Raw genomic sequence first — 21,479 nt, forward strand, 5'->3', positions numbered from 1 at the left:
AAGCCGGTGCGGCTTTGCTAGGCCTGTGGCCAGCCAAACCAAGGAGCGCCCCCCATGTCCGTCTTCCACCTCGCCTGCAACGTCACCGATCTGGACGCCGCGCGCGCCTTCTACGGCGGGCTGCTGGGCTGCCGGGAGGGCCGCAGCACCGAGACATGGGTCGATTTCGATTTCTTCGGCCACCAGCTTTCGCTGCACCTCGGCACGCCCTTTGCCACCGCCAACACCGGCCACGTGGGCGAACACCTCGTCGCGATGCCGCATTTCGGCGTGGTGCTGCCGAAGCCGGAATGGGACGCGCTGGCCGAAAGGCTCACCGGGGCCGGCGTCGCGTTCGAGCTGCCCCCCGTCACCCGCTTTGCCGGGGAGCCGGGCGAGCAGAGCACGATGTTCTTCCGCGATCCCTCCGGCAACCCGATCGAGATCAAGGGGTTCGCCGCAAGCGAAGGGGTGTTCGCCCGGTGATCGATGTCCTGTTTTCCGCCGGCGGAGCCCGCTGGCCCGCCTATGCCGAAGCCCTGCCCGCCGCCTTTGCCGCCAAGGGGCTCAAGGTGCGTCTGCACCGCGATCACGACCGGCCCGAAGCGGTGGATTATCTCGTCCACGCGCCGAACGGATCGGTCGAGGATTTCTCGCCTTTCGTGAACGCCAAGGCGGTGCTGAACCTCTGGGCCGGGGTGGAGAAGCTGGTGGGCAACCCGACACTCACCCAGCCGCTGACGCGGATGGTGGATGCCGGTCTGCAGGAGGGCATGGTGGAATGGGTCACTGGCCACGTGCTGCGCCACCACCTCGGCATGGATCGCTGGATCACGGACCAGCGCCCCCTGTGGGAGCCCGTCATCCCGCCGCTTGCGCGCAACCGCCGGGTGACGGTTCTGGGCCTCGGCGCGCTGGGGGCCGCCTGCGCACAGGCCCTGGCGGCGCTGAACTTCCGGGTGACGGGCTGGAGCCGCCGCCCGAAGGAGGTGCCGGGCGTAGCCTGTCTCTCCGGTGCCGACGGGCTTGAGGCGGCACTCGTACAGGCCGAGATCTGCGTGCTGCTGCTGCCGCAGACACCGGCCACGGAAGCCTTGCTCAACGCCGATACGCTGGCGCTGATGCCGCGGGGAGCTTTCCTTCTGAACCCCGGGCGCGGCCCGCTGGTCGACGATGACGCCCTGCTCGCCGCCCTCGACAGCGGACGGATCGCCCATGCCACGCTGGATGTCTTCCGGGTGGAGCCCCTGCCCGCCGATCACCCGTTCTGGGCCCATCCCAGGGTAACCGTCACGCCGCATATCGCCTCGGAAACGCGCCCCGAGACCGCCTCGGAGGTGATCGCCGAGAACATCCGTCGCGGCGAGGCGGGCGAGCCGTTCCTTTACCTGGTGGATCGCAACGCAGGTTACTGAACGCAAAGCCGGGCCAGCGTCTGACCGTAGGCTGCCGCACCACGGCCAGAGCCAAGCGCTTTATCGTGCCAAATACGCATGACCTCCGGGCGAGGTTGCACCTTTGTCAAAGCGGCAGACCGCCGGGACGGTCCGCCGCTGGCCCGGCGGCCTGCGGCCTTGTTCCGGGCCGGGTTTATTTCAAACGCGGGGGCTTTTCCGGGTCCATGCCCGGCGCGGCACCCGGGATCTTCGCGGGCTCCGCCGGCAACTCCGGCAGATCGAAGCGCAGCCCGACCTTGGCCAGCTTGGCGCAGATCGGATCGGACGCGCGGAAGAAGGCCACGTCCAGCGCCCCGGCCTCGATGCCCGAGAAGGTCAGCGCCTCGGCCACGGCGCGCGCCAGCGGCGGCTCGGCGCCGGGTACCGGATCGACGAAGGCCAGCAGGTGGCCCTGCGCGCCGCCCTCGTAGGTGACCGAAACGAGATAGGCGAAACGGGCCAGCCCCGTGGCCGTGGCCAGCTTGGCGTCGAGCCCCGTCAGCAGCGCCTCGGGCAGCCGCCCCGGCGCGCGCACCTCTTCGGGGCGGGCCTGCACCTCGTCGGGCGCTTCGGAGAGCGTATCGTTCAGCCAGTCCACCGCCTGCGCGGGGATCAGGATTTCGGAAGGCGCCACGCCGAGGTTGACCCCGAGCCCGAGCCCCTGCCCCGCGAGCATCCCGCAGATAAGCCGGCCCGACAGGGCGGCGTAGGGCGCGATCCCGCCGGCGAAATCCGCAAGGCGGTCCTCGCGGTCGAAGACCAGCACGAAGCTGCCCTGATCGGTTTCGAACAGGCGCGGCTCGATCTGCTCGCCTTCGGCCTCGCGCGCCAGCAGGAGGAACAGTTCGCCGTCGGCCAGCCGCTCGTAGAAACGCAACCGGGCGGCATCATCCTGCGGCGCGGCCTGCATGGCGGCATGGGCGGTATCAAGCGGGGTCATCCAGAAGGCTCCTGACGGTGGTGCGAAGAGCCGGCAGAACCTCCTCTTCGAACCACGGGTTTTTCCTGAGCCATGCTGTATTGCGCCAAGAGGGATGCGGCAAGGCAAAGACCTGCGGCGCGTGGTCCTGCCAGGCGCGCACCCGCGCGGTGACGCTGCTGCGGCCGCCGAGGTGATAGCGATGCGCGTGGCCGCCGACGAGAATGGGCAGGCGCAGGTTGGGCAGCGCGTCCATCACCCGGCCATGCCAGGTGGCGCCGCAGATCGCAGGCGGCGGCAGGTCCGCGCCCTTGGCGTCGTAGCCGGGAAAGCAGAAGGCCATGGGCACCACGGCGATGCGGGAAAGATCGTAGAACTCGGCCTCGCTCACCCCCATCCAGTCGCGCAGGCGCGCGCCGCTGGCATCGGTGAACGGGCGGCCGGATTGGTGCACCTTCAGGCCCGGCGCCTGCCCTGCCACGAGGATGCGCGCCGTGCCGCCCGAGCGGAACCAGACGACGGGCCGCGGGCCATGGGCCGTATGGGTGGCGGCGAAACGCTCCGCGCAGAGGCGGCAGGCGCGGATCCGCGCTTCGAGGCTCTCGGGCTGCTGCTGCATGGCGGCAGGACTACCCGAGCCCATGACCGCGGGCAAAGAAATTCACCCCCGGGCTTGACTCATTTCGACATTTCTAGAATTATCGAATCATGAAACATGACCCCCACACACCCGCCACCGCCGGCGAAGCCCCGCCCCTGCCGCTGGAAGTCGCCGCCTCCACCTTCGCCGCGCTCGGATCCGAGCAGCGCCTCTCCGTCCTGCGCACGCTGGTGCGCGCCGGGCCGGAGGGCCTGAGCATCGGCGAGTTGGGCGCGCGCTGCGGCGTGACGGGCTCCACCCTCACCCATCACATGAAGATCCTCGCGCAGGCCGGGCTGGTGAGCCAGTCCAAACAGGGCCGCTCGATCATCTGCGTCGCCGCCGCCTATGACGAAATGCGCGCGCTCTCCCGTTTCCTGCTGTCGGAATGCTGTGCCGACTGCCCCACCCCCCACGAGGCCCACCACCATGACTGACCTGCCCCACCCGTCCCGGTCTCCGCTCGAAGCCCTGCGCCGGGCCGACAAGGCCTGGCTGACCATCGTGCTGATCCCGCTGATCCTCGCGCTCTTCGACCGGCCGCAGGTCGGCCCGACGATCCGCTTCGCCGTCGAGGCGCTCGGGCATACGGGGATCTTCATCGCCTTCGCCGTGCTCGCGGTGGCCTACCTCAAGGCCACGGGCGCGGAATCGCTGCTGGCCAAGGCCTTCGAGGGGCGGCAGGTGCGCATGATCTTCCTCGCGGCGCTGCTGGGCGGGCTTTCGCCCTTCTGCTCCTGCGAGGTGATCCCCTTCATCGCCGCCCTTCTCGCCGTGGGGGCGCCGCTTTCGGCGGTCATGGCCTTCTGGCTGGCCTCGCCGCTGATGGATCCGGCCATGTTCCTGATCACCTCGGGCACGCTGGGCTTCGATTTCGCCCTCGCCAAGACGCTCGCCGCCGTCAGCCTCGGCCTGCTGGGCGGCTTCACCGTCATGGCCTTCGCCAAGGGGCCGGTGTTCGCCGATCCGTTGCGCGAACAACCCGCGAAACGCGGCTGCGGCTGCGGCAGCAACCCGTTCACCGGCAAGCCGGAATGGGCCTTCTGGAAAGAGCCGACCCGCCGGGCCGCCTTCCGCGACACCGCCTTCGAGAACGCGCTCTTCCTCGGCAAATGGCTGCTTCTGGCCTACATGATCGAGGCCCTGATGCTGCACTACGTGCCTGCCGAGGTGATCGCCCGCGTGCTGGGCGGGGAGGGCGTCGGCCCGATCCTGCTCGGCGCACTCGTGGGGGCTCCGGCCTACCTCAACGGCTATGCCGCCGTGCCGCTGGTGGATGCGCTGCTGGAACAGGGCATGAGCAACGGCGCCGCGATGTCCTTCGTGATCGCGGGCGGCGTGAGCTGCATCCCCGCCGCCATCGCCGTCTGGGCGCTGGTGAAGCCGCGGGTGTTCTTCGCCTATCTCGGCATCGCCCTCGCGGGGGCCACGCTGGCCGGGCTCGCCTGGGCCGCGGTGGCCTGACCGCCGCCGAGAAACGCCCCTGAAGGCTGCCGGACACAGCGCCGTAAACACCCCTCGCGCCGCCGCCCCGACCCGGCGGCGGCACGAAAGCTTGCCCCGGGGCCAGACTCGTTTCATGCTGCGCGAAGGGAACGGCAGAACGGGCGCGCAAAGCGCCGGGAGAGAGCGGCATGTATCGGGTCTGGAACTTCGTCACCAACTACTCACTGCTGCTGATCTTCGGCGCCGTCTCGGCGCTGATCTGGGCCAACATCGACGCCCACGGCTACCACGCCTTCGTCGACTACGTGCTGATCGACGACTTCTTCATCGGCCACGCCCACGCGGACGACCACGGCCATATCCGCCGCACCCTGACCCTGCATTACCTCGTCAACGACGTGCTGATGGCCTTCTTCTTCGCCATCGCCGCCAAGGAGGTCTGGGAGGCGATCATCCTGAAGAACGGCGCGCTGCGGGGCCGGAAGGCGGCCACGCCGCTGTTTGCCACCGCCGGCGGCATGCTGGGGCCCGTCGCCGTCTATCTCGGCATCGCCGCGGTGCTCGGCTCCGACACGCTGAGCGCGGTCAGCCGCGGCTGGGCCATCCCCACGGCGACGGACATCGCCTTCTCCTACCTCGTGGGCCGGCTGGTCTTCGGCGCGGGGCATCCGGCGGTGCGCTTCCTGCTGCTGCTGGCCATCGCCGATGACGCCGCCGGCCTCATCATCCTGGCCGTCTTCTACCCTTCGGGCGAACTGGCGCCCGAATGGCTGCTGCTCTCGGCCGGCGCCGCTCTTGCGGCCTTCCTGCTGTTCAACTGGCTGCCCCGCCGGCTGGACCGGGGCAACCAGCTGCGGAGCTGCTCGACGTGGTGCCGCAAGCGGCTGTCGTTCTGGCCCTACGCCGCCGCCGGCGCGCTCAGCTGGTATGGCTTCCAGGAGGCCGGCCTGCACCCCTCGCTGGGCCTGCTGCCGGTGGTTCCGGCCATCCCCCACGCCGACAGGGCCTTCGGCATCTTCTCGGAGGCCGAAACCCACCTGCACGACCTGTTGAACGAAACCGAACACCTGCTGAAGCACCCGGTGGAAGTCATTCTCTTCTTCTTCGGGCTGCTCAACGCCGGCGTCGAGTTTTCCGCCATCGGCGCGCCCACCTGGCTGGTGCTGGCGGGGCTGCTGCTGGGCAAACCGGCCGGCATCCTGCTGTTCGGCTGGATCGCCGCGCGCCCGCTCGGGCTCGGGCTGCCGGTGGGTATGCGGGTCGTGGATCTCTTCGTCATCGGATGCGTCGCCGCGATCGGCTTCACCGTCGCGCTCTTCATCGCCTCGGTGGCCTTCCCGGCCGGGCCGGTGCAGGACGCGGCCAAGATGGGGGCGCTCTTCAGCTTCGGCGCCGCGTTGATTTCGCTCGGGGCGGGGCGATTGTTCCGCGTGCAGAAACAACACCTGTGACGCCATGGGGTTTTGGCCACACCGTTTCCCATTTTTGGACATTTTCCCGCGCTATACCCTTGGGCAAGGCGGGGAAATTCCCGCGGAGGCGTGGCAATGGGCTGTCAATTACCCGCAGCCTGCGCCATAATATCGGCTGAAGGCAGGCTACAAGACCCGTTAAGAAGTGTCTGATACAAGCACCTGCCAAGAGAGGCATGATCGAGGCAACGGGATGCTCGAATTCGACAATGTCAGCAAATCGTTCTGGACCGGGGAACAGCACAAGGTGATCCTGGACAACGTCTCGTTCCGGGTGGATCTGGGGCGTTCGATGGGCATCCTCGCGCCCAACGGCACCGGCAAGACGACGCTGATCAACATGATGGCCGGGCTCGAAAAGCCCGATTCCGGCGAGATCCGGCGTGGCTGTCGCATCTCCTTCCCACTGGGCTTCATGGGCGGGGTCTCCAACAAGCTCTCCGCGGTGGAGAACTCCCGCTACATCGCCCAGCTCTACGATCTCGATCCCGATTACGTGGAGGCCTTCTGCCGCTGGCTGTGCGGTCTGGAGGAATATTTCGAGATGCCGGTGGGCACCTATTCCTCCGGCATGAAAGCGCGGTTTTCCTTCGCGCTGCTGCTGGCGCTGGATTTCGACATCTACCTGATCGACGAAGGCATGCCCGCCACCACCGACGTGGAGTTCAACCGCAAGGCCGGCTCCATCCTGCGCGAGCGCCTGCGCAACACCACGATCGTCGTGGTCTCCCATTCCCCCGAAACGCTCGAGCAGTATTGCCGCTCCGCAGCCGTGCTGCGCAACGGGCAGCTGTTCATGTTCGACACCCTGGAAGAAGCGAAGCGGCTCTATGACTACCAAGCCTAAAGCGAAGAAGTTCCGGATCCGGCGCCCCGCCCCGCAGGCAGACGCCGCCGCTGCGGCCCAGCCCACCCCCGCCAACACGCAGGCCGCGGCGCCGAAGCCGGGCGCGGCCCCGGCCGCACGGGCCGGCGAGGTCTCCTCCGCGCGCGAGGTGAGCACGGAGCAGGAAATTGCCGCCATCCGCAAGGAAGGGCTGACGGGCCGCCAGCTGCGCATGGCCCGCAGGGTCGCCCAGAAGCACGGGCTCGCCCCCACGTCCGATTTCGACGCCGTCCGCCTGCTGCGCGCGCAGGGGATCGATCCCTTCCAGCGCACCACCGCGCTGGATCTGGTGACCCAGGATCAGGGCGGCAGCGGCGGCGGCACGCCCCCGCCGAACCTGCCCCAGACGGTGCCGTCCCCCGGCTCCAACCTGCCGAGCCAGGATCTGGCGCCCTCCGAAATCCGCGAGCGCGAGATCCGCGAGATCCAGCGCGACATCGTGCGCCGCCGCCGCCGCAAGATGGCGCTGCTGGCCACCCGGCTGGCCTTCTTCGTGGGGCTGCCCACCCTCATCGCGGGCTACTACTACTACAACATCGCCACCCCGATGTATGAGACACGCTCCGAATTCCTGATCCAGAAGACGGAAAGCCAGGGCACCACCTCGCTGGGCAGCCTGTTCGCGGGCACGGGCTTTGCCGCCTCCCAGGATTCGATCACCGTGCAGAGCTACCTCGAATCGCGGGACGCGATGCTGCGCCTGGACCAGGACCTCGGCTTCAAGGCGCATTTCAGCCAGCCGACGATCGATCCGATCCAGCGCCTGCCCGGCGATGCCACCAACGAGGATGCCTACAAGGTCTACAAGAAACGGGTCAAACTCGGCTACGATCCGACCGAGGGCATCATCAAGATGCAGGTGACTGCCGCCGATCCCGAGGTAAGCGCGGCCTTCTCGCGCGCCCTGCTCAGCTATGCCGAGGAGCAGGTGGACGATCTGACCCAGCGCCTGCGCGAAGACCAGATGCGCGATGCCCGCGAAAGCTACGAGCAGGCCGAGCAGGAAATGCGCCGCGCCCAGCAGCGGGTGATCGAACTGCAGGAGCAGTTCAAGGTCATCAGCGGCGATCTGGAGGTTTCGCTGCCACCAACCTGATCTCGACCCTCGAACTGGAGCTGACCCAGGAACGGCTCAACCTGCGCGAACTGCAATCCAACACGCGCCCCAACCCCGCCAAGCTGGCCCCGCTGGAGCGCCGGATCCAGAACCTCGAGGAAGAGATCGCCTCGCTGCGCGACCAGCTGACCGAAGGCCAGGGCGACAGCCTCTCCATCGCGCGCATCAGCAGCGAGCTGGCCGTGGCGGAATCGGATCTTCAAACCCGCACGCTGCTCCTGCAGCAGGCGCTGCAACAGCTTGAAACCGCCCGCGTGGAGGCCAACCGCCAGGTGCGCTACATCTCGCAAGGCGTGAGCCCCGTCGCTCCGGACGAGGCCACCTACCCCCGCGCCTTCGAGAACACCGTTCTGGCCTTCCTGATCTTCAGCGGTATCTACCTGATGATCTCGCTCACCGCCGCCGTGCTGCGCGATCAGATTTCCTCGTGAGCTCTGCCCTGCCCAAGCGCAGGGCAGATGCAGAAATTTCGGGCCCCATCGCCATTGCCCGGTGGGCTTGGGGCTTGAAACCATGTCATAGTCTGGTGGTATTGCGCCGATACACCGGCAAAGCCGTTTTTCGTTTTGAACCGATCCAAGTGAGTTTTGACATTGAAGAAACCCATCGCCGCCGTTGCCCCGAACACCTGGAGCTTCCTGCGTGACCCGATGATCGCCCCCACGGGCTTTCGCGAATATGACGCCCGCTGGAAATACCCCGAAGAGATCAACCTGCCGGGCATGACGGCCCTGGGCCTCGGCCTCGGCACCCAGATGCGCCGCCGCGGCATCGAACCGGTGATCTCCGTCGGCAACGACTACCGGGACTACTCGCTCTCGATCAAGCTCGCGCTGATCCAGGGGCTGATGCGCGCCGGCATCGCCGTGAAGGACATCGGCCCGGCGCTCTCGCCCATGGCCTATTTCAGCCAGTTCCACCTCGACGTGCCGGCCGTGGCGATGGTCACCGCCTCGCACAACCCCAACGGCTGGACGGGCGTGAAGATGGGCTTCGACCGCCCCCTCACCCACGGCCCCGACGAGATGGCCGAACTGCGCGACATCGTACTCTCGGGCGATTGGGAGGAGGTGCCCGGCGGCTCCTACGAATTCGTGGAGGGCGTGAAGGAAGCCTACATCGAGGATCTTGTGGGCGATTTCAAAATGAGCCGCCCGCTGAAGGTCGTCTGCGCCACGGGCAACGGCACGGCCGCCGCCTTCGCGCCCGAGATTTTCGAGCGCATCGGCGTGGAGGTCGTGCCCAGCCACACCGAGCTGGATTACACCTTCCCCAACTACAACCCCAACCCCGAGGCCATGGAGATGCTCCATGACATGGCTGCCAGCGTGAAGGCCTCCGGCGCCGATCTCGCGCTCGGCTTCGACGGCGACGGCGATCGCTGCGGCGTCGTGGATGACGAGGGCGAGGAGATCTTCGCCGACAAGGTGGGCGTGATCATGGCCCGCGATCTTTCCAAGCTCTACCCGAACTCCACCTTCGTGGCCGACGTGAAATCCACCGGGCTCTTCGCCTCCGATCCGGAACTGAAGGCCAACGGCGTGAAGGCCGACTACTGGAAGACGGGCCACAGCCACATGAAGCGCCGCGTGAAGGAAATCGGCGCTCTGGCGGGCTTCGAGAAATCCGGCCACTACTTCCTCGCCGAGCCGGTGGGCCGGGGCTACGACTGCGGCATGCGGGTCGCCGTGGAGATCTGCAAACTGATGGACCGCAACCCCGACAAGAGCATGTCGGACCTGCGCAAGGCCCTGCCGAAAACCTACTCCACCCCCACCATGTCGCCCTATTGCGCCGACACCGAGAAATACGCGGTGCTGGATCGAATCGTGGCCCGGCTGGTGGCGCACGCCGAAGGCGGCGGCACGATCGCAGGGCGTGCGATCGCCAACGTGGTGACGGTCAACGGCGCCCGCGTGATTCTCGAAAACGGCGCCTGGGGGCTGGTGCGCGCCTCCTCCAACACGCCGAATCTCGTCGTCGTCTGCGAAAGCCCGGACAGCGAGGCGGAACTGAAGCAGATCTTCACCGAGATCGACGGCTTCATCCGCACCGAGCCCGCGGTGGGCGACTACGACCAGACCATCTGAGCCATCCGGCCGCGTCCGGGGGCGTGCATTTCGCCCGCCCCCGACCACCGAAGCCGCTGCAACACGTTGCGCGCGGCGGGGGCAAAAAAGTGAAACCTCCGCCGAATTTTTTGCCGTTTTGGGCTTGCACCCACCGGGGCGTAGCCGTAAATACGCGCTCACAGTTGGGGTGTAGCCAAGCGGTAAGGCAGCGGTTTTTGGTACCGTGTACCGTAGGTTCGAATCCTACCACCCCAGCCACTTTCCCTCCACAAATCATCATCGTTTGAACGCCGAAAAGGCGTGTTCTGACGGCTCCCTTCCCGTTCCTCCTCAGCAGCCGTTGCCGGACAGCCGCGCCGTAGCCCCTTCCGTGAACGTGGCCATGGTCGCGCCCTGCCCATGCACATGAGACACCGTCGCGCCGGCGATTTCGGCGCCGGAAACGGTGATGGCCCTTGCGCCGAGGGTGTCATCGACATCGATGGTGAAGGCAATCAGGCCGCCCGGCGGCAAGTTCTCGATCGCGAGTTCGAGCCTGTCCTGCCCGTCGCGCACCTTCGGCAGAGAGGCCAGCGCCTCCGCCCCCGCGACCATCTCGAATGGCTGGAAGACCTCGACACCGGCCCCGCGGCCCGTCACGTCGAAGATCAGGCCCCCTGCGGATTTCGACAGGTCCAGCATCAGCGTGCCCGCCGCTGTCGGGCATGTGCCTTCGTTGCGGATTTCAAACCGGTCCTTCGGCGCGCCTTCGACGAAGCGGACCAGCAGGCCGGCCTGCGCGGCGCTTCCCAGACAGGCCAGCGCGACGGCCATGCAGGCGATTCCCATGCGGTTGGACATATGTGCTCCTCGTTTCGCTATCGAAGAGACTACGGCCCCAAATCGCATGAGGATCAAATTCTCCTGAAGAAACCGTCCGCCCGCGCCTCCAACGCCTCCCTAGACACAAATGTCTAGACACGGCCCGCCCCATCCACCTACCGTTTGCCGCAGATGCCAATTCGGGAAGGCCGGCCATGAAATCACAGTATCGTGTCGTCATCATCGGGGGCGGTGTCGTCGGCACCTCCGTGCTCTATCACCTTGCGAAATTCGGCTGGCAGGATGTCTGCCTCCTGGAGCGCAGCGTGCTCACGGCAGGCTCAAGCTGGCATGCGGCGGGGGGCATCCACGCGCTCAACGCGGACCCGAATATGGCCGCGCTTCAGGCCTACACCATTGATCTACTCAGCGAAATCGAGGCCGAGAGCGGCCAGGACATCGGGCTGCACATGACGGGCGGGCTCACGCTCGCGGGCACGCCGGACCGCTGGGAATGGCTGCAATCGGCATACCGGGTGTTCCAATCCATCGGCATCGAGGATTGCGAACTGCTCACCCCCGAAGAGGCGCAGAGGCGCTGCCCGATCATGTCCACCGACGGCATTCTCGGCGCGATGTGGGCCGATCGCGAGGGCTATATTGATACTACCGGCACCGTGCACGCCTATGCCGTGGCCGCGAAGAAGCGCGGGGCGAGCTATTTCGAGCACACCAAGGTGGAGGCGCTGGAACAGACGGCGGACGGCTGGCGCGTGATCACCGACAAGGGCACGATCACCTGCGAGCACGTGGTGAATGCGGCCGGGCTCTGGGCCAAGCAGGTGGGGCGCATGGCAGGGGTGGAACTGCCCGTCTCCCCGCTCAAGCACCACTACCTGATCTCCGACAGCATCCCCGAGATCGAGGCGCTTGATTTCGAAGTGCCGATGACCGTGGATCTGGAAGGCTTCACCTACCTGCGGCAGGATCAGAAGGGCGTTCTGCTGGGCATCTACGAGGTGGATCACGAGCATTGGGCGATGGACGGCGCGCCTTGGAACTACGGCATGGAGCTGTTCCAGGAGCAGACCGACCGCATCGAGAAAGAGCTGATCATGGGCTTCGAGCGCTACCCCTGCCTGCAGGAGGTCGGCGTGAAGACATGGGTCAACGGCGCCTTCACCTTCTCTCCAGACGGCAACCCGCTCGTGGGCCCGGTGCCCGGAAAGCGCGGCTACTGGACGGCCTGCGCGGTGATGGCGGGCTTCCTGCAGGGCGGCGGCGTGGGCAAGACGCTGGCCGAATGGATGATCCACGGCGAGCCCGAGGCCGACGCCTGGCCGATGGACGTGGCCCGCTACGGAAGCTTTGCCGAGAACCGCGAATACATCCGCCAGACGACGGGGCAGTTCTACTCCCGCCGCTTCGTGATGACCTACCCCAACGAGCAGCTTCCGGCGGGCCGCCCGCTGAAGATGGCCCCGGCCTACGCCGAGATGAGCGCAGCCGGCTGCCACTGGGGCGTGAGCTGGGATCTGGAGGTGCCGCTCTACTTCGCCCCCAGCGAGGATTTCGTGGAAACCCCCACGCTCAAGCGCTCCAACGCGCACCCGATCGTGGCCGAGGAATGCCGCGCCGTGCGCGAGGCGGTGGGGCTTTTGGATATCACGGGCTTCTCGCGCTACGAGGTCTCCGGCCCCAATGCCGAGCGCTGGCTGAACCGGATCTTCGCCACGAAACTCCCCAAGCCGGGCCGGGCGCGGCTGGCGGTGGCGCTTGGCGAGAACGGAAAGCTCAAGGGCGATCTGACGCTGCTGAACTGGGGCGATGGCACCTGGTGGATCATGGGCTCCTACTACCTGCGCGCCTGGCACATGCGCTGGTTCGACGATCACATGGACGCGGGCGTTTCGCTGCGTGATCTGGGGGAGGAGATGGCGGGCTTCTCGCTCTCCGGCCCCAATGCGCGCAAGGTGATCGAACGCCTCAGCGAAGATCCCGTGGGCGATCTGCCCTTCATGGGCTGCGGACGTTTCGACATCGGGCTGATCCGGGCCCATGTGGCGCGGATGTCGGTCACCGGGGAACTCGGCTACGAGATCACCTGCCGCATGGGCGATCACGCCGCCCTGCGCCGCGCGCTCCTGAAAGCGGGCGAAGGGCTGGGACTGAGGGAGGTTGGCTTCAACGCGCTGCTGAGCCTGCGGCTGGAGAAGAGCTTCGGCATCTGGAGCCGCGAGTTCACGCAGGCCTACACCCCCGGCGAAACCGGGATGGATCGCTGGATCGACTGGGAGAAAGGCGATTTTCTCGGGCGCACGGCCGCCAGGGCAGAGGCCGAGGGCAACGGCCCCGCTCGCCGGTTGGTGACGCTGAAGGTCGCCGATGGCGACGCCGATGCCAGCGGCTATGAGCCGGTGTGGTGCGACGGGCGCAAGGTCGGCTTCGTCACCTCGGGCGGCTATGGCCACACGGTGGGCGCTTCGCTCGCCATGGCGCTGGTGGAGGCGGGCTGTGCTGAAGCGGGCACGGCGCTTTCGGTGCATGTGGTGGGCGTGGAGCGCGCGGCCGAGGTGATCGCGGCGTCGCCCTATGATCCCGCCGGCAAGGCGATGCGCGGATGAGCGGGCGGCGGCGCGCGGGCGGCGGGCGGCGCGCCCGCGCCGAGCCCCCTGCCCCGCGGCGCGACGTCAACTACCGCACCCTGCGCAACCCCTTTCCACCGATGAACCTGTTCACGCAGGACCGGGTGGAGGCGATGCATGCGGCGGCGCTGGAGGTGCTGGAAAGGCTCGGGATCAAGGTCCTGCTGCCCGAGGCCCGCGCACTGTTCAAGGCCGGCGGCGCGCGCATCGCGCCGGACGGCGAGATGGTCCATATCGGGCGCGAGATGGTGGAGGCGGCGCTGGCATCAGCCCCCCGCAGCATCCCCTGCCTTGCGGGCGCACGGCACCGGGATCTGGTGCTGGAGCCCGGCGCGCTGGTGTTCCAGCCCGGCGCGGGCGCGCCCCATGCCACCGATCTGAAGCGCGGGCGGCGGCCCGGATCGGGGCAGGACTTCCGCGAGTTCGTGCAGCTGACACAGGCCTTCGACGTGCTGCACATGATCCCGCCGGTGGTGGAGCCGCAGGACATCCCCACCCATCTGCGCCACTACTTCACGCTGGAAGCGCAGCTCACCCTGTCGGACAAGCTGCCCTTCATCTTCTCCCGCGGAACGCCGCAGGTGATGGACAGTTTCGAGATGCTGCGCGATTTCCGCGGGTTGTCGGATGACGCCTTTCACGGCTCCAGCCATTGCTACACGATCATCAACACCAACAGCCCCCGCACGCTCGACATCCCCATGGCGCAGGGGATCATCGATTTTGCGCGCGCCGGGCAGGTCTCGATCATCACGCCCTTCACGCTGATGGGCGCGATGGCCCCGATCACCGTGGCCGGTGCGATCACCTTAAGCCATGCCGAGGCGCTGGCGGCGATCACGCTGGCGCAACTGGCCCGCCCCGGCGCGCCGGTCTGCTACGGCACCTTCACCTCCAACGTGGACATGAAATCCGGCAGCCCCGCCTTCGGCACGCCGGAGCACTTCAAGGCGTCGCTCGCGGCCGGGCAGTTGGCGCGCCATATCGGCCTGCCCTGGCGCAGTGCGGCCGGATCGGCGGCCAACCTGAACGACGCGCAGGCCGCCAATGAAACGCAATTCGGCCTCTGGGGCTGCCTCATGGCCGGGGCCACGGTGGTGATCCACGCGGCGGGCTGGCTGGAGGGCGGGCTGACCGTTTCGTTCGAAAAGATGATCTGCGATCTGGAGGTCTTGCAAATGGTGGCCGAACTCTGCGCCGCGACCGAAGCCGGGGAGGCCGAAATCGGGCTCGACGCGCTGGCCGAGGTGGATCCGGGCGGCCATTTCTTCGCCACCACCCAGACGATGGCGCGCTACCAGAGCGAATTCTACCAGCCTCTGGTGGCCGATACGGCCAATTTCGGAACCTGGCAGGAGGCGGGCGCGCGGGATGCGTCCCAGCGGGCCACCGCGATCTGGGAAGACATCCTTGCGCAGGGCCCCGCGGTGGCCGTAGATCAGGCCCGCGCCGACCAGTTGCGCACCTTCATCGCCAAGCGCACCGCCGAAGGCGGCGCCCCGCCGGAAAGCTGAGCCATGGCCGACCCCGCCCCTTCCGACAGCCCGCCGCTGGCGCACACCAAGGCCACCCGCGAAGACTGGCTGCGCGCCGCGCGGGACGTGCTGGTGAGCGATGGCGTGGGCGAGGTGAAGATCCTGCCCCTGAGCACGCGGCTCGGCGTCTCGCGCTCCAGTTTCTACTGGTATTTCAAGAGCCGCACCGACCTTCTGGAGGCGCTGCTGGCCGAGTGGGAGGCCCACAACACCGCCACCATCGAAACCCATTGCGCCCTGCCCGCCACCTCCATCGCCGAGGCCGTCTGCAATTTCTTCACCTGCTTCGTCGATCCCGAACTGTTTGATCAGGGGCTGGATTTCGCCGTCCGCGAATGGGCCCGCCGCGATCCCGGCGTGCGCGCGCGCATCGATTCCGCCGACGCCCGCCGCATCGAAGCCGTCACCGCGATGTTCGTCCGCCAGGGCTACCCCGCGGATGAGGCCGATGCCCGCGCGCGCATCCTCTACTTCATGCAGCTGGGCTACCACGCGCTGGACGTGCGCGAACCGATGGAGCTGCGCCTTTCGCGGATCGAACACTACCTGACCGGCTTCACCGGCACCCCGCCAAACCCGGCGGTGGTGGCGGCCTTCCGGGCGCGGTTCCTGCCCGAAGGCCCGTAGCCGGCGGGCCACGGGCAACGGCGAACAGGTCGCGATCGCGACACCGCCCGATGCGCGGCCGCTCCGATGCGCTATACCTCGGGAGCAACACCGCTGCCCGCGCACCCGGCGGGCCGGACACCCAATGCCTTCGGGCGGGCTGCGCGCCCACCGGGGGCCAAGCCAGGAGAAGGCGATGATCAAAGGCCTGCACCACATCGCGCTGATCGCGTCGGATTACGCCCGCTCGAAAGCCTTCTACACCGAGATTCTGGGCTGCGAGATCCTGCACGAGGCCCATCGCGCCGAGCGCGACTCCTGGAAGCTCGATCTCGCGGTGCCGGGGGGCGGGCAGCTTGAGCTGTTTTCCTTTCCCGATCCACCGGCGCGCGTGAGCCGGCCCGAAGCCTGCGGGCTGCGCCACCTTGCCCTCCGGGTGGATGACATCGCGGCGGAAGTGGCCCGGCTGGATAGTTGCGGCGTGAAGGTCGAGCCTGTCCGCGTGGACCCTTTCACCGGCGCGCGCTTTACCTTCTTCGCCGATCCGGACGGGCTGCCGATCGAGCTCTACGAGGCCTGACGCACCGCTAGCGGGCCGGGATCTGCCCGCTCTCGATCATCTGGGCGAACATGTCGTTCATCGACTCGGCAAGCGGCCGCATGGCAAGGCTGAAAGCCGCCTGGGCCTTGCTGGTATCGGCCCGGAACGGCAGGCCTACGTTGCGGGCGACGGTCTCCCGCGTCATGCGGGCCATGGGCGCGACGAGCCAGACGAGCCACTTGGGCAGCGCGCGCCGCGGCAGCGGGTAGCGATCTCCGTAGCGCGGCAGCAGCGTGGCCGCCATCTCGACGAAATCCGTCTCATGGGCGGAGACGATGTTGCGGCCCTCGGCCTGCGGCAGGTAGGCCGCGCTCAGGTGGGCCTCGGCGAGGTCGCGCACGTCCACCGCGCCCATGCCCCAGCGCGGCGCGCCGGCCTTCATGCGCCCGCTCGCCATCTGGCGCAGGATGTTGAAGCTCTCCGACGTGGGCCGCGCCTGAAGCGCCGGGCCGATCACGAGGCTCGGATTGATGACCACCAGATCCCACTGATCCTGCGCCTCCGCCATCTCCCACGCGGCCCGTTCGGCCAGCGTCTTGGAATAGGCGTAGGGGTTTCGGGTGAGCGAGGAGGAGGTGTTCCAGAGGGTTTCGTCGATGCGGCCGCCCGGCGCCTGCGCGATGTCGGCGTTGTCGCCGTAGATGGCGACGACGGAACTGGTGAGCACCACCCGGCGCACCGAGCCGTGGCGGCTGGCCTCGGCCAGCACGTTGCGCGTGCCCTTGAGCGCCGGATCCACCAGATCGGCCTGCGGATCCGCCACGTTCATCCTGAAGGGCGAGGCGGTGTGGAAGACGATGGCGCAGCCGGCCATGGCCGAGGCGTAGCTGCCCTCTTCCAGCAAGTCCGCGGCGAAGAGCTTCAGATGCCCCGGCGCGGTGGCGGCGATGGCGCTCAGATGGGCCGTCTTCTCGGTGTCTTCCGGGTTGCGCACCGCGGCATGGACGGTCACCCCCGCCTCAAGCAGGCCCTTCACGATCCACCCGGCCACGTAGCCGGTGGCGCCGGTCACCATCACGGGGGCGGAGGTATCGATGAGTCGGGCGGTCATGGCACGCTTCCTTCGTTTGCCTGTACGGAAAGATAGGCTGTCCGGCGCTACTGCCTAGCCCCGCACGAGGTGGCCGAGCACGGCATCGGCGGTGGCCTTGTTGATCGCCAGCGGCGTGTCATAGAGGATCGCCAGCCGCAGCAGGCTCTTCACGTCCACGTCGTGGGGCAACGCCGAAAGCGGATCGATGAAGAAGAACAGCGCATCCAGCCGCCCCTCGGCGATCATCGCGCCCAGTTGCGCATCCCCGCCCAGCGGGCCGGAGAGCAGCCTGTCCACGGTGAGGCCCGCGTCTTTCTGCAACCGGCCCCCGGTCGTGCCCGTGGCGCAGATCGAGAAGCCGGAGAGGGCCTCTGCATTGGCCTTCGCCCATTCCACGATGATGTCCTTGCGGGCGTCATGCGCCACCAGCGCGATGCGCTTTGCCATGCCTCAACTCCTTGCCGGCCGTCACTCTTCCTTTCCTTAGCGAAAAGGCAGGCCTGCGCAAAGCGTGGCGTGCGGCTCAGCCCGGCGGGGCCTCGGCCGGCAGAACCGTGCCCGTGCAGGTGCCGAAGCCGATGCGGTAGCCCCGCCCCTGCGCATGTCCGTAGAGCGCGAGCGTGTCGCCGTCCTCGATGAAGCTGCGGCTGCCGCCATCCTGAAGGGCGATCGGTTCCTGCCCGCCCCAGCTCATCTCAAGCAGCGAGCCCCGGCTATCCTTCGTGGGACCCGAGATCGTGCCCGAGCCCAGCAGGTCCCCCACCCGCATGGGGCAGCCGCAGCTGCTGTGGTGGGCGAGCTGCTGCGCGGCGGAGTAGTAGAGTTCGCGCCCGTTGGTGCGGCTGAGGATGGTCTCCCGCCCCCCGGCCGGCGTGAGCCCGACCGAGAGCGCGATGTCGTAGAGCATCGGCCCCGGCTCCGCGAGGTAGGGCAGCAGCGGCACTTCGCGCGCCGGCGCATCCACCCGGAAGGGCTCCAGCGCGGCGGCGGTGACGATCCACGGGCTGATCGAGGTGGCCGTGGCCTTGGCCTGGAAGGGGCCGAGCGGCTGGTATTCCCAGGCCTGGATGTCGCGGGCGGACCAATCGTTCAGCAGCACGTAGCCGAAGATGTTCTCGAAGGCCTGCGCCACGGTGAGCGGGCCGTCGGAGGCCTGCCCGACGATGGCGCCCAGCTCCAGTTCGATGTCGAAGCGCGCCGAGGGCGCGAAGCGCGGTGCCGCCTCGTCCGGCGCCTTCACCTGCCCCATCGGGCGGCGCACCGGGGTGCCGGAAACCACGACGGACGACGCCCGCCCGTTGTAGCCGATCGGGATGTGCAGCCAGTTGGGCGGCAGGGCGTTCTCGGGGCCGCGGAACATCGTGCCCACGTTCTCGGCATGGTGCCGCCCGGCGTAGAAATCGGTGTATTCGCTGACGCGGAAGGGCATGTGCAGCCGCGCCTTCGCCATCGGGACGGAATAGGTGGTGAGCGCATCCCGCGTGGCCTCGTCGGCCCCCGCGCCCAGCATCGCCTGCAGCGCGGCCCGGTATTCGGCCCAGGCCTTCGGCCCCAGTTCCATGAAATCGTTCCAGTAGGGCGCATCCAGCACATCGGCCTCGGGATCGGCGCGCAGGATGCCGGCGGCCTCCAGCCCTGTGGCGTCCACGATCCGGTCGCCGATCGCGACGCCGCAGCGCATCTCGCCGTCGTCCATCGAGAACACCCCGTAGGGCAGGTTGTTGAGCGGGAACGGGGTGTCTTCGGAATTGGCGCTTTCGAGCCAGCTTTTCATCAGGGTCATGCGATGGCCTCGGGTGTCTGGTGTGTGTCCGGATGGGCGGCGGCGATTTCGGGGACGGCGTGGCAGGCGGCCTCCACGCGGCGCAGGTTCGGATAGGGCGCGAGATCCATCTCCCAGCGCCGCGCGTTGTAGAGCTGCGCCACGAGGCAGAGATCGGCCATGCCCGGCGCCTCGCCGAGCGTGAAGGTGGCCTCCGGCGCCACCATCGCCTCGGCCGCCGCGAAGCCGCGCTCCATCCAGTGGATCATCCAGTCGCGGGCCTGCGCCTGCGTCGCGCCGAAGACATCGTGCAGCCGGTCCACCACGCGCAGGTTGTTGACCGGGTGGATGTCCATCGCCACGACGTGCGACAGCGCCTCGACCCGCGCCCGCGCCAGCGGATCCTCCGGCAGGAGCCGCGGCTCCGGGTGGAGCGCGTCGAGCCAGGCGATGATCGCCAGCGACTGGGTGAGCACGGTACCATCCTCCAGCACCAGCGCCGGCACCCCCTGCGCCGGGTTCATCGCCACGAAGCCTGCGGCGTGCTGGGCGCCGGCCAGCAGGTCCACCGGCTCCCAGGCGTAGGCGAGCCCCTTGAGGTTCAGCGCCGCCCGCACGCGGAAGGTCGTGGTGGAGCGCCAGTAGCCGTGGAGCGTCATTTGCGGCCCGGCGTGCCGTCGAAATGCTTCTCCAACGAGGCCCAGCAATCGATGTAATTGTCCTGCAGCGGCGCCTCATTGGCGGCGAAGGCCGTCAGGTGCTGCGGGAAGCGGGTCTCGAACATGAAGGACATGGTGTTGTCGAGCTTCTCGGCCTTGAGATCGGCGTTGGAGGCGCCTTCGAAGGCGTCGCGGTCGGGGCCGTGGGGCAGCATCATGTTGTGCAGGCTCATGCCGCCGGGCACGAAGCCCTCGGGCTTGGCGTCGTAGATTCCGTAGATGTTGCCCATCAGCTCGCTCATGATGTTCTTGTGATACCACGGCGGGCGGAAGGTATCCTCGGCCACCATCCAGCGCTCGCGGAACAGGACGAAATCGATGTTGGCCGTGCCCGGCACGCCGGAAGGCGCGGTGAGCACGGTGAAGATCGAGGGATCCGGGTGATCGAAGAGCACCGCGCCGACGGGGCAGTAGGTGCGCAGATCGTATTTGTAGGGCGCGTAGTTGCCGTGCCAGGCCACCACGTCCAGCGGGCTCTGGCCGATCTCGGTGCGGTGGAACTGGCCGCACCATTTCACCGTGATGGTGGAGGGCACCTCGCGATCCTCGAAGGCCGCCACGGGCGCCTTGAAATCGCGGGGGTTGGCAAGGCAGTTGGCGCCGATCGGGCCACGGGCGGGCAGTTCGAACTTCTGGCCGTAGTTCTCGCAGACGAAGCCCCGCGCCGGCCCCTCCAGAAGCTCCACGCGGTAGACGAGCCCGCGCGGCAGGATGGCGATCTCCTTGGGTTCCAGATCGATGATGCCCAGCTCGGTGTGAAAGCGCAGGCGGCCCTGCTGGGGCACGACGAGCAGTTCGCTGTCGGCGGAGAAGAAGTAGTCGTCCACCATGCTTTCGGTCACGAGGTAGATGTGGCTGGCCATGCCCACCTGCGTGTTCACGTCGCCCGCCGTCGTCATGGTGCGCATGCCCGTGATCCAGTTCAGCGGCACATCCCCCGCCTCGACCGGGCTCCAGCGATACTGCCCGAGGCTCGCCACGTCGGGCAGCACGTGGGGCGCGCTCTTCCAGTAGGGCACGTCGATGCGCGTGTAGCGGGTGGAGTGCTTCACCGAGGGTCGGATGCGGTAGCACCAGGTGCGCTCGGGCGGGTTGGCGGTGAAGGCGGTGCCGGAAAGTTGCTCGGCGTAGAGGCCGTATTCGCATTTCTGGGGGCTGTTCATGCCCTGCGGCAGGGCACCGGGCAGCGCTTCGGTTTCATGATCGTTGGCGAAGCCGGGCATGTAGCCGGGATGGGCGCCGTTCTCACGCAGCGCCTGCACGATCTTGCGGGGGGACTCGGCTGTCATCTTGCACCTCCTTGCCATGGGTCGGCCGAGAGGTATTGGTTGAAAATGTAACCAACAAGCCTCAATCTGCCGCCATGACAGAGAAAGACACCGCCTTCGACCTGCAGGATTTCCTGCCCTACCTGCTGAACCAATCCGCCGAGGCCTGCGGGCTGGGCTTCCAGAAGATCTACAAGGGCCGCTACGGCATCCTGCGCAGCGAGTGGCGGGTGCTCTTCCACCTCGGGCGCTACGGCTCCATGCCCGCGAAAGAGATCGTCGCCCGCGCCCGCACCCACAAGACGAAGATCAGCCGCGCGGTGAAGGCGCTGGAACAAAAGCGCTACCTGAAACGGGAAAGGGACGACGCCGACCGGCGGCTGGAGCATCTGGCGCTCACGCCGGCGGGCGCGCGCGTCTACCGTGATCTGGTGGAGGAAGCCCGGCGCTACGATGCCGCCCTGCTCGCGCGGCTGCCGCCGGAGGATGCCGAGGCCCTGCGCCGCGCGCTCAAGGCGCTCGCCGGATAGCGGGCGGGTTGG

General features: G+C 67.8%; 22 protein-coding genes and 1 tRNA gene. 15 read left to right on the forward strand and 8 right to left on the reverse strand.

The annotated features are described in order from the left end of the window. The first annotated feature begins 54 nt into the window (after positions 1–54). Both PSA7680_RS02070 and PSA7680_RS02075 read left to right on the forward strand, forming a co-directional pair. Positions 55–465: a VOC family protein gene (locus tag PSA7680_RS02070; RefSeq protein ID WP_085866998.1), complete on the forward strand. Its 411-nt coding sequence runs from the start codon at positions 55–57 to the stop codon at positions 463–465. Beyond that, positions 462–1,394, forward strand: a complete 933-nt coding sequence (locus PSA7680_RS02075) for a 2-hydroxyacid dehydrogenase (protein WP_085866999.1) — start codon at positions 462–464, stop codon at positions 1,392–1,394. The genes PSA7680_RS02070 and PSA7680_RS02075 overlap by 4 nt, the downstream gene beginning before the upstream one ends. Before the next feature lie 175 nt (positions 1,395–1,569). On the opposite strand, the gene PSA7680_RS02080 is transcribed toward PSA7680_RS02075, so the two are convergent. Both PSA7680_RS02080 and PSA7680_RS02085 read right to left on the reverse strand, forming a co-directional pair. After that, positions 1,570–2,355 (reverse strand): SseB family protein, encoded by a 786-nt coding sequence (locus PSA7680_RS02080; RefSeq protein ID WP_085867000.1) that lies wholly within the window; start codon positions 2,353–2,355, stop codon positions 1,570–1,572. Further along, a complete protein-coding gene (locus PSA7680_RS02085; RefSeq protein ID WP_085867001.1) occupies positions 2,342–2,953 on the reverse strand; it encodes a uracil-DNA glycosylase family protein in 612 nt (203 codons plus the stop codon). Before PSA7680_RS02085 ends, PSA7680_RS02080 begins: the two co-directional genes overlap by 14 nt. A gap of 89 nt (positions 2,954–3,042) precedes the next feature. Between PSA7680_RS02085 and PSA7680_RS02090 the strand changes: the two genes are divergently transcribed. The 8 genes from PSA7680_RS02090 to PSA7680_RS02120 all read left to right on the forward strand — a co-directional run bounded on the left by PSA7680_RS02090 (position 3,043) and on the right by PSA7680_RS02120 (position 10,225). Beyond that, positions 3,043–3,411 (forward strand): ArsR/SmtB family transcription factor, encoded by a 369-nt coding sequence (locus tag PSA7680_RS02090; protein WP_085867002.1) that lies wholly within the window; start codon positions 3,043–3,045, stop codon positions 3,409–3,411. Then, positions 3,404–4,438 (forward strand): permease, encoded by a 1,035-nt coding sequence (locus PSA7680_RS02095; protein WP_085867003.1) that lies wholly within the window; start codon positions 3,404–3,406, stop codon positions 4,436–4,438. Before PSA7680_RS02090 ends, PSA7680_RS02095 begins: the two co-directional genes overlap by 8 nt. Positions 4,439–4,608: 170 nt before the next feature. Beyond that, complete coding sequence (locus PSA7680_RS02100) at positions 4,609–5,871, forward strand: Na+/H+ antiporter NhaA (protein WP_085867004.1); 1,263 nt, start codon at positions 4,609–4,611, stop codon at positions 5,869–5,871. 214 nt (positions 5,872–6,085) lie between these two features. Beyond that, entirely contained in the window at positions 6,086–6,739 is a 654-nt protein-coding gene (locus PSA7680_RS02105; protein WP_085867005.1) for an ABC transporter ATP-binding protein, read from the forward strand. Then, positions 6,723–7,874 (forward strand): KpsE/RkpR family capsule polysaccharide export protein, encoded by a 1,152-nt coding sequence (locus PSA7680_RS02110; protein WP_306372444.1) that lies wholly within the window; start codon positions 6,723–6,725, stop codon positions 7,872–7,874. Before PSA7680_RS02105 ends, PSA7680_RS02110 begins: the two co-directional genes overlap by 17 nt. Before the next feature lie 203 nt (positions 7,875–8,077). Beyond that, positions 8,078–8,326 (forward strand): hypothetical protein, encoded by a 249-nt coding sequence (locus PSA7680_RS19125; protein WP_306372445.1) that lies wholly within the window; start codon positions 8,078–8,080, stop codon positions 8,324–8,326. A gap of 219 nt (positions 8,327–8,545) precedes the next feature. Beyond that, positions 8,546–9,985 carry a phosphomannomutase/phosphoglucomutase gene (locus PSA7680_RS02115; protein ID WP_370738521.1) on the forward strand — a complete coding sequence of 480 codons (1,440 nt, stop codon included), beginning with the start codon at positions 8,546–8,548 and terminating at the stop codon, positions 9,983–9,985. 165 nt (positions 9,986–10,150) lie between these two features. Beyond that, positions 10,151–10,225 (forward strand) — tRNA-Gln (locus PSA7680_RS02120). Between the two features lie 72 nt (positions 10,226–10,297). Here the strand turns inward: PSA7680_RS02120 and PSA7680_RS02125 are convergent. Continuing rightward, the gene (locus PSA7680_RS02125) at positions 10,298–10,807 is read right to left on the reverse strand and encodes an aggregation factor core (RefSeq protein ID WP_245824415.1); all 510 of its coding nucleotides are present in this window, start codon (positions 10,805–10,807) and stop codon (positions 10,298–10,300) included. A gap of 176 nt (positions 10,808–10,983) precedes the next feature. On the opposite strand from PSA7680_RS02125, the gene PSA7680_RS02130 reads away from it, so the two are divergent. From PSA7680_RS02130 to gloA2, 4 genes are all read left to right on the forward strand, one after another. Further along, entirely contained in the window at positions 10,984–13,392 is a 2,409-nt protein-coding gene (locus tag PSA7680_RS02130; protein ID WP_085867007.1) for a GcvT family protein, read from the forward strand. After that, positions 13,389–14,927, forward strand: a complete 1,539-nt coding sequence (locus PSA7680_RS02135; RefSeq protein WP_085867008.1) for a trimethylamine methyltransferase family protein — start codon at positions 13,389–13,391, stop codon at positions 14,925–14,927. The genes PSA7680_RS02130 and PSA7680_RS02135 overlap by 4 nt, the downstream gene beginning before the upstream one ends. A 3-nt stretch (positions 14,928–14,930) precedes the next feature. Continuing rightward, the gene (locus tag PSA7680_RS02140) at positions 14,931–15,575 is read left to right on the forward strand and encodes a TetR/AcrR family transcriptional regulator (protein ID WP_085867009.1); all 645 of its coding nucleotides are present in this window, start codon (positions 14,931–14,933) and stop codon (positions 15,573–15,575) included. A gap of 175 nt (positions 15,576–15,750) precedes the next feature. Continuing rightward, positions 15,751–16,134, forward strand: a complete 384-nt coding sequence (gene gloA2, locus PSA7680_RS02145) for an SMU1112c/YaeR family gloxylase I-like metalloprotein (RefSeq protein ID WP_085867010.1) — start codon at positions 15,751–15,753, stop codon at positions 16,132–16,134. 7 nt (positions 16,135–16,141) lie between these two features. Here the strand turns inward: gloA2 and PSA7680_RS02150 are convergent, their stop codons facing one another. The 5 genes from PSA7680_RS02150 to hmgA all read right to left on the reverse strand — a co-directional run bounded on the left by PSA7680_RS02150 (position 16,142) and on the right by hmgA (position 20,958). Then, positions 16,142–17,206, reverse strand: coding sequence for an NAD-dependent epimerase/dehydratase family protein (locus tag PSA7680_RS02150; RefSeq protein WP_085867011.1), 1,065 nt, complete (start codon positions 17,204–17,206; stop codon positions 16,142–16,144). A 54-nt stretch (positions 17,207–17,260) separates the two neighbouring features. After that, positions 17,261–17,635 (reverse strand): methylglyoxal synthase, encoded by a 375-nt coding sequence (locus PSA7680_RS02155; protein WP_085867012.1) that lies wholly within the window; start codon positions 17,633–17,635, stop codon positions 17,261–17,263. 76 nt (positions 17,636–17,711) lie between these two features. Then, positions 17,712–18,971: a fumarylacetoacetase gene (fahA, locus tag PSA7680_RS02160; protein WP_085867013.1), complete on the reverse strand. Its 1,260-nt coding sequence runs from the start codon at positions 18,969–18,971 to the stop codon at positions 17,712–17,714. Continuing rightward, the gene (gene maiA / locus PSA7680_RS02165) at positions 18,968–19,609 is read right to left on the reverse strand and encodes a maleylacetoacetate isomerase (RefSeq protein ID WP_085867014.1); all 642 of its coding nucleotides are present in this window, start codon (positions 19,607–19,609) and stop codon (positions 18,968–18,970) included. Before maiA ends, fahA begins: the two co-directional genes overlap by 4 nt. Then, complete coding sequence (gene hmgA, locus PSA7680_RS02170; RefSeq protein WP_085867015.1) at positions 19,606–20,958, reverse strand: homogentisate 1,2-dioxygenase; 1,353 nt, start codon at positions 20,956–20,958, stop codon at positions 19,606–19,608. Before hmgA ends, maiA begins: the two co-directional genes overlap by 4 nt. A 74-nt stretch (positions 20,959–21,032) precedes the next feature. Between hmgA and PSA7680_RS02175 the strand changes: the two genes are divergently transcribed. After that, the gene (locus PSA7680_RS02175) at positions 21,033–21,467 is read left to right on the forward strand and encodes a MarR family winged helix-turn-helix transcriptional regulator (RefSeq protein WP_085867016.1); all 435 of its coding nucleotides are present in this window, start codon (positions 21,033–21,035) and stop codon (positions 21,465–21,467) included. Positions 21,468–21,479: the final 12 nt, after the last annotated feature.

The sequence above is a fragment of the Pseudoruegeria aquimaris genome, assembly GCF_900172235.1.
Classification (GTDB): domain Bacteria; phylum Pseudomonadota; class Alphaproteobacteria; order Rhodobacterales; family Rhodobacteraceae; genus Pseudoruegeria; species Pseudoruegeria aquimaris.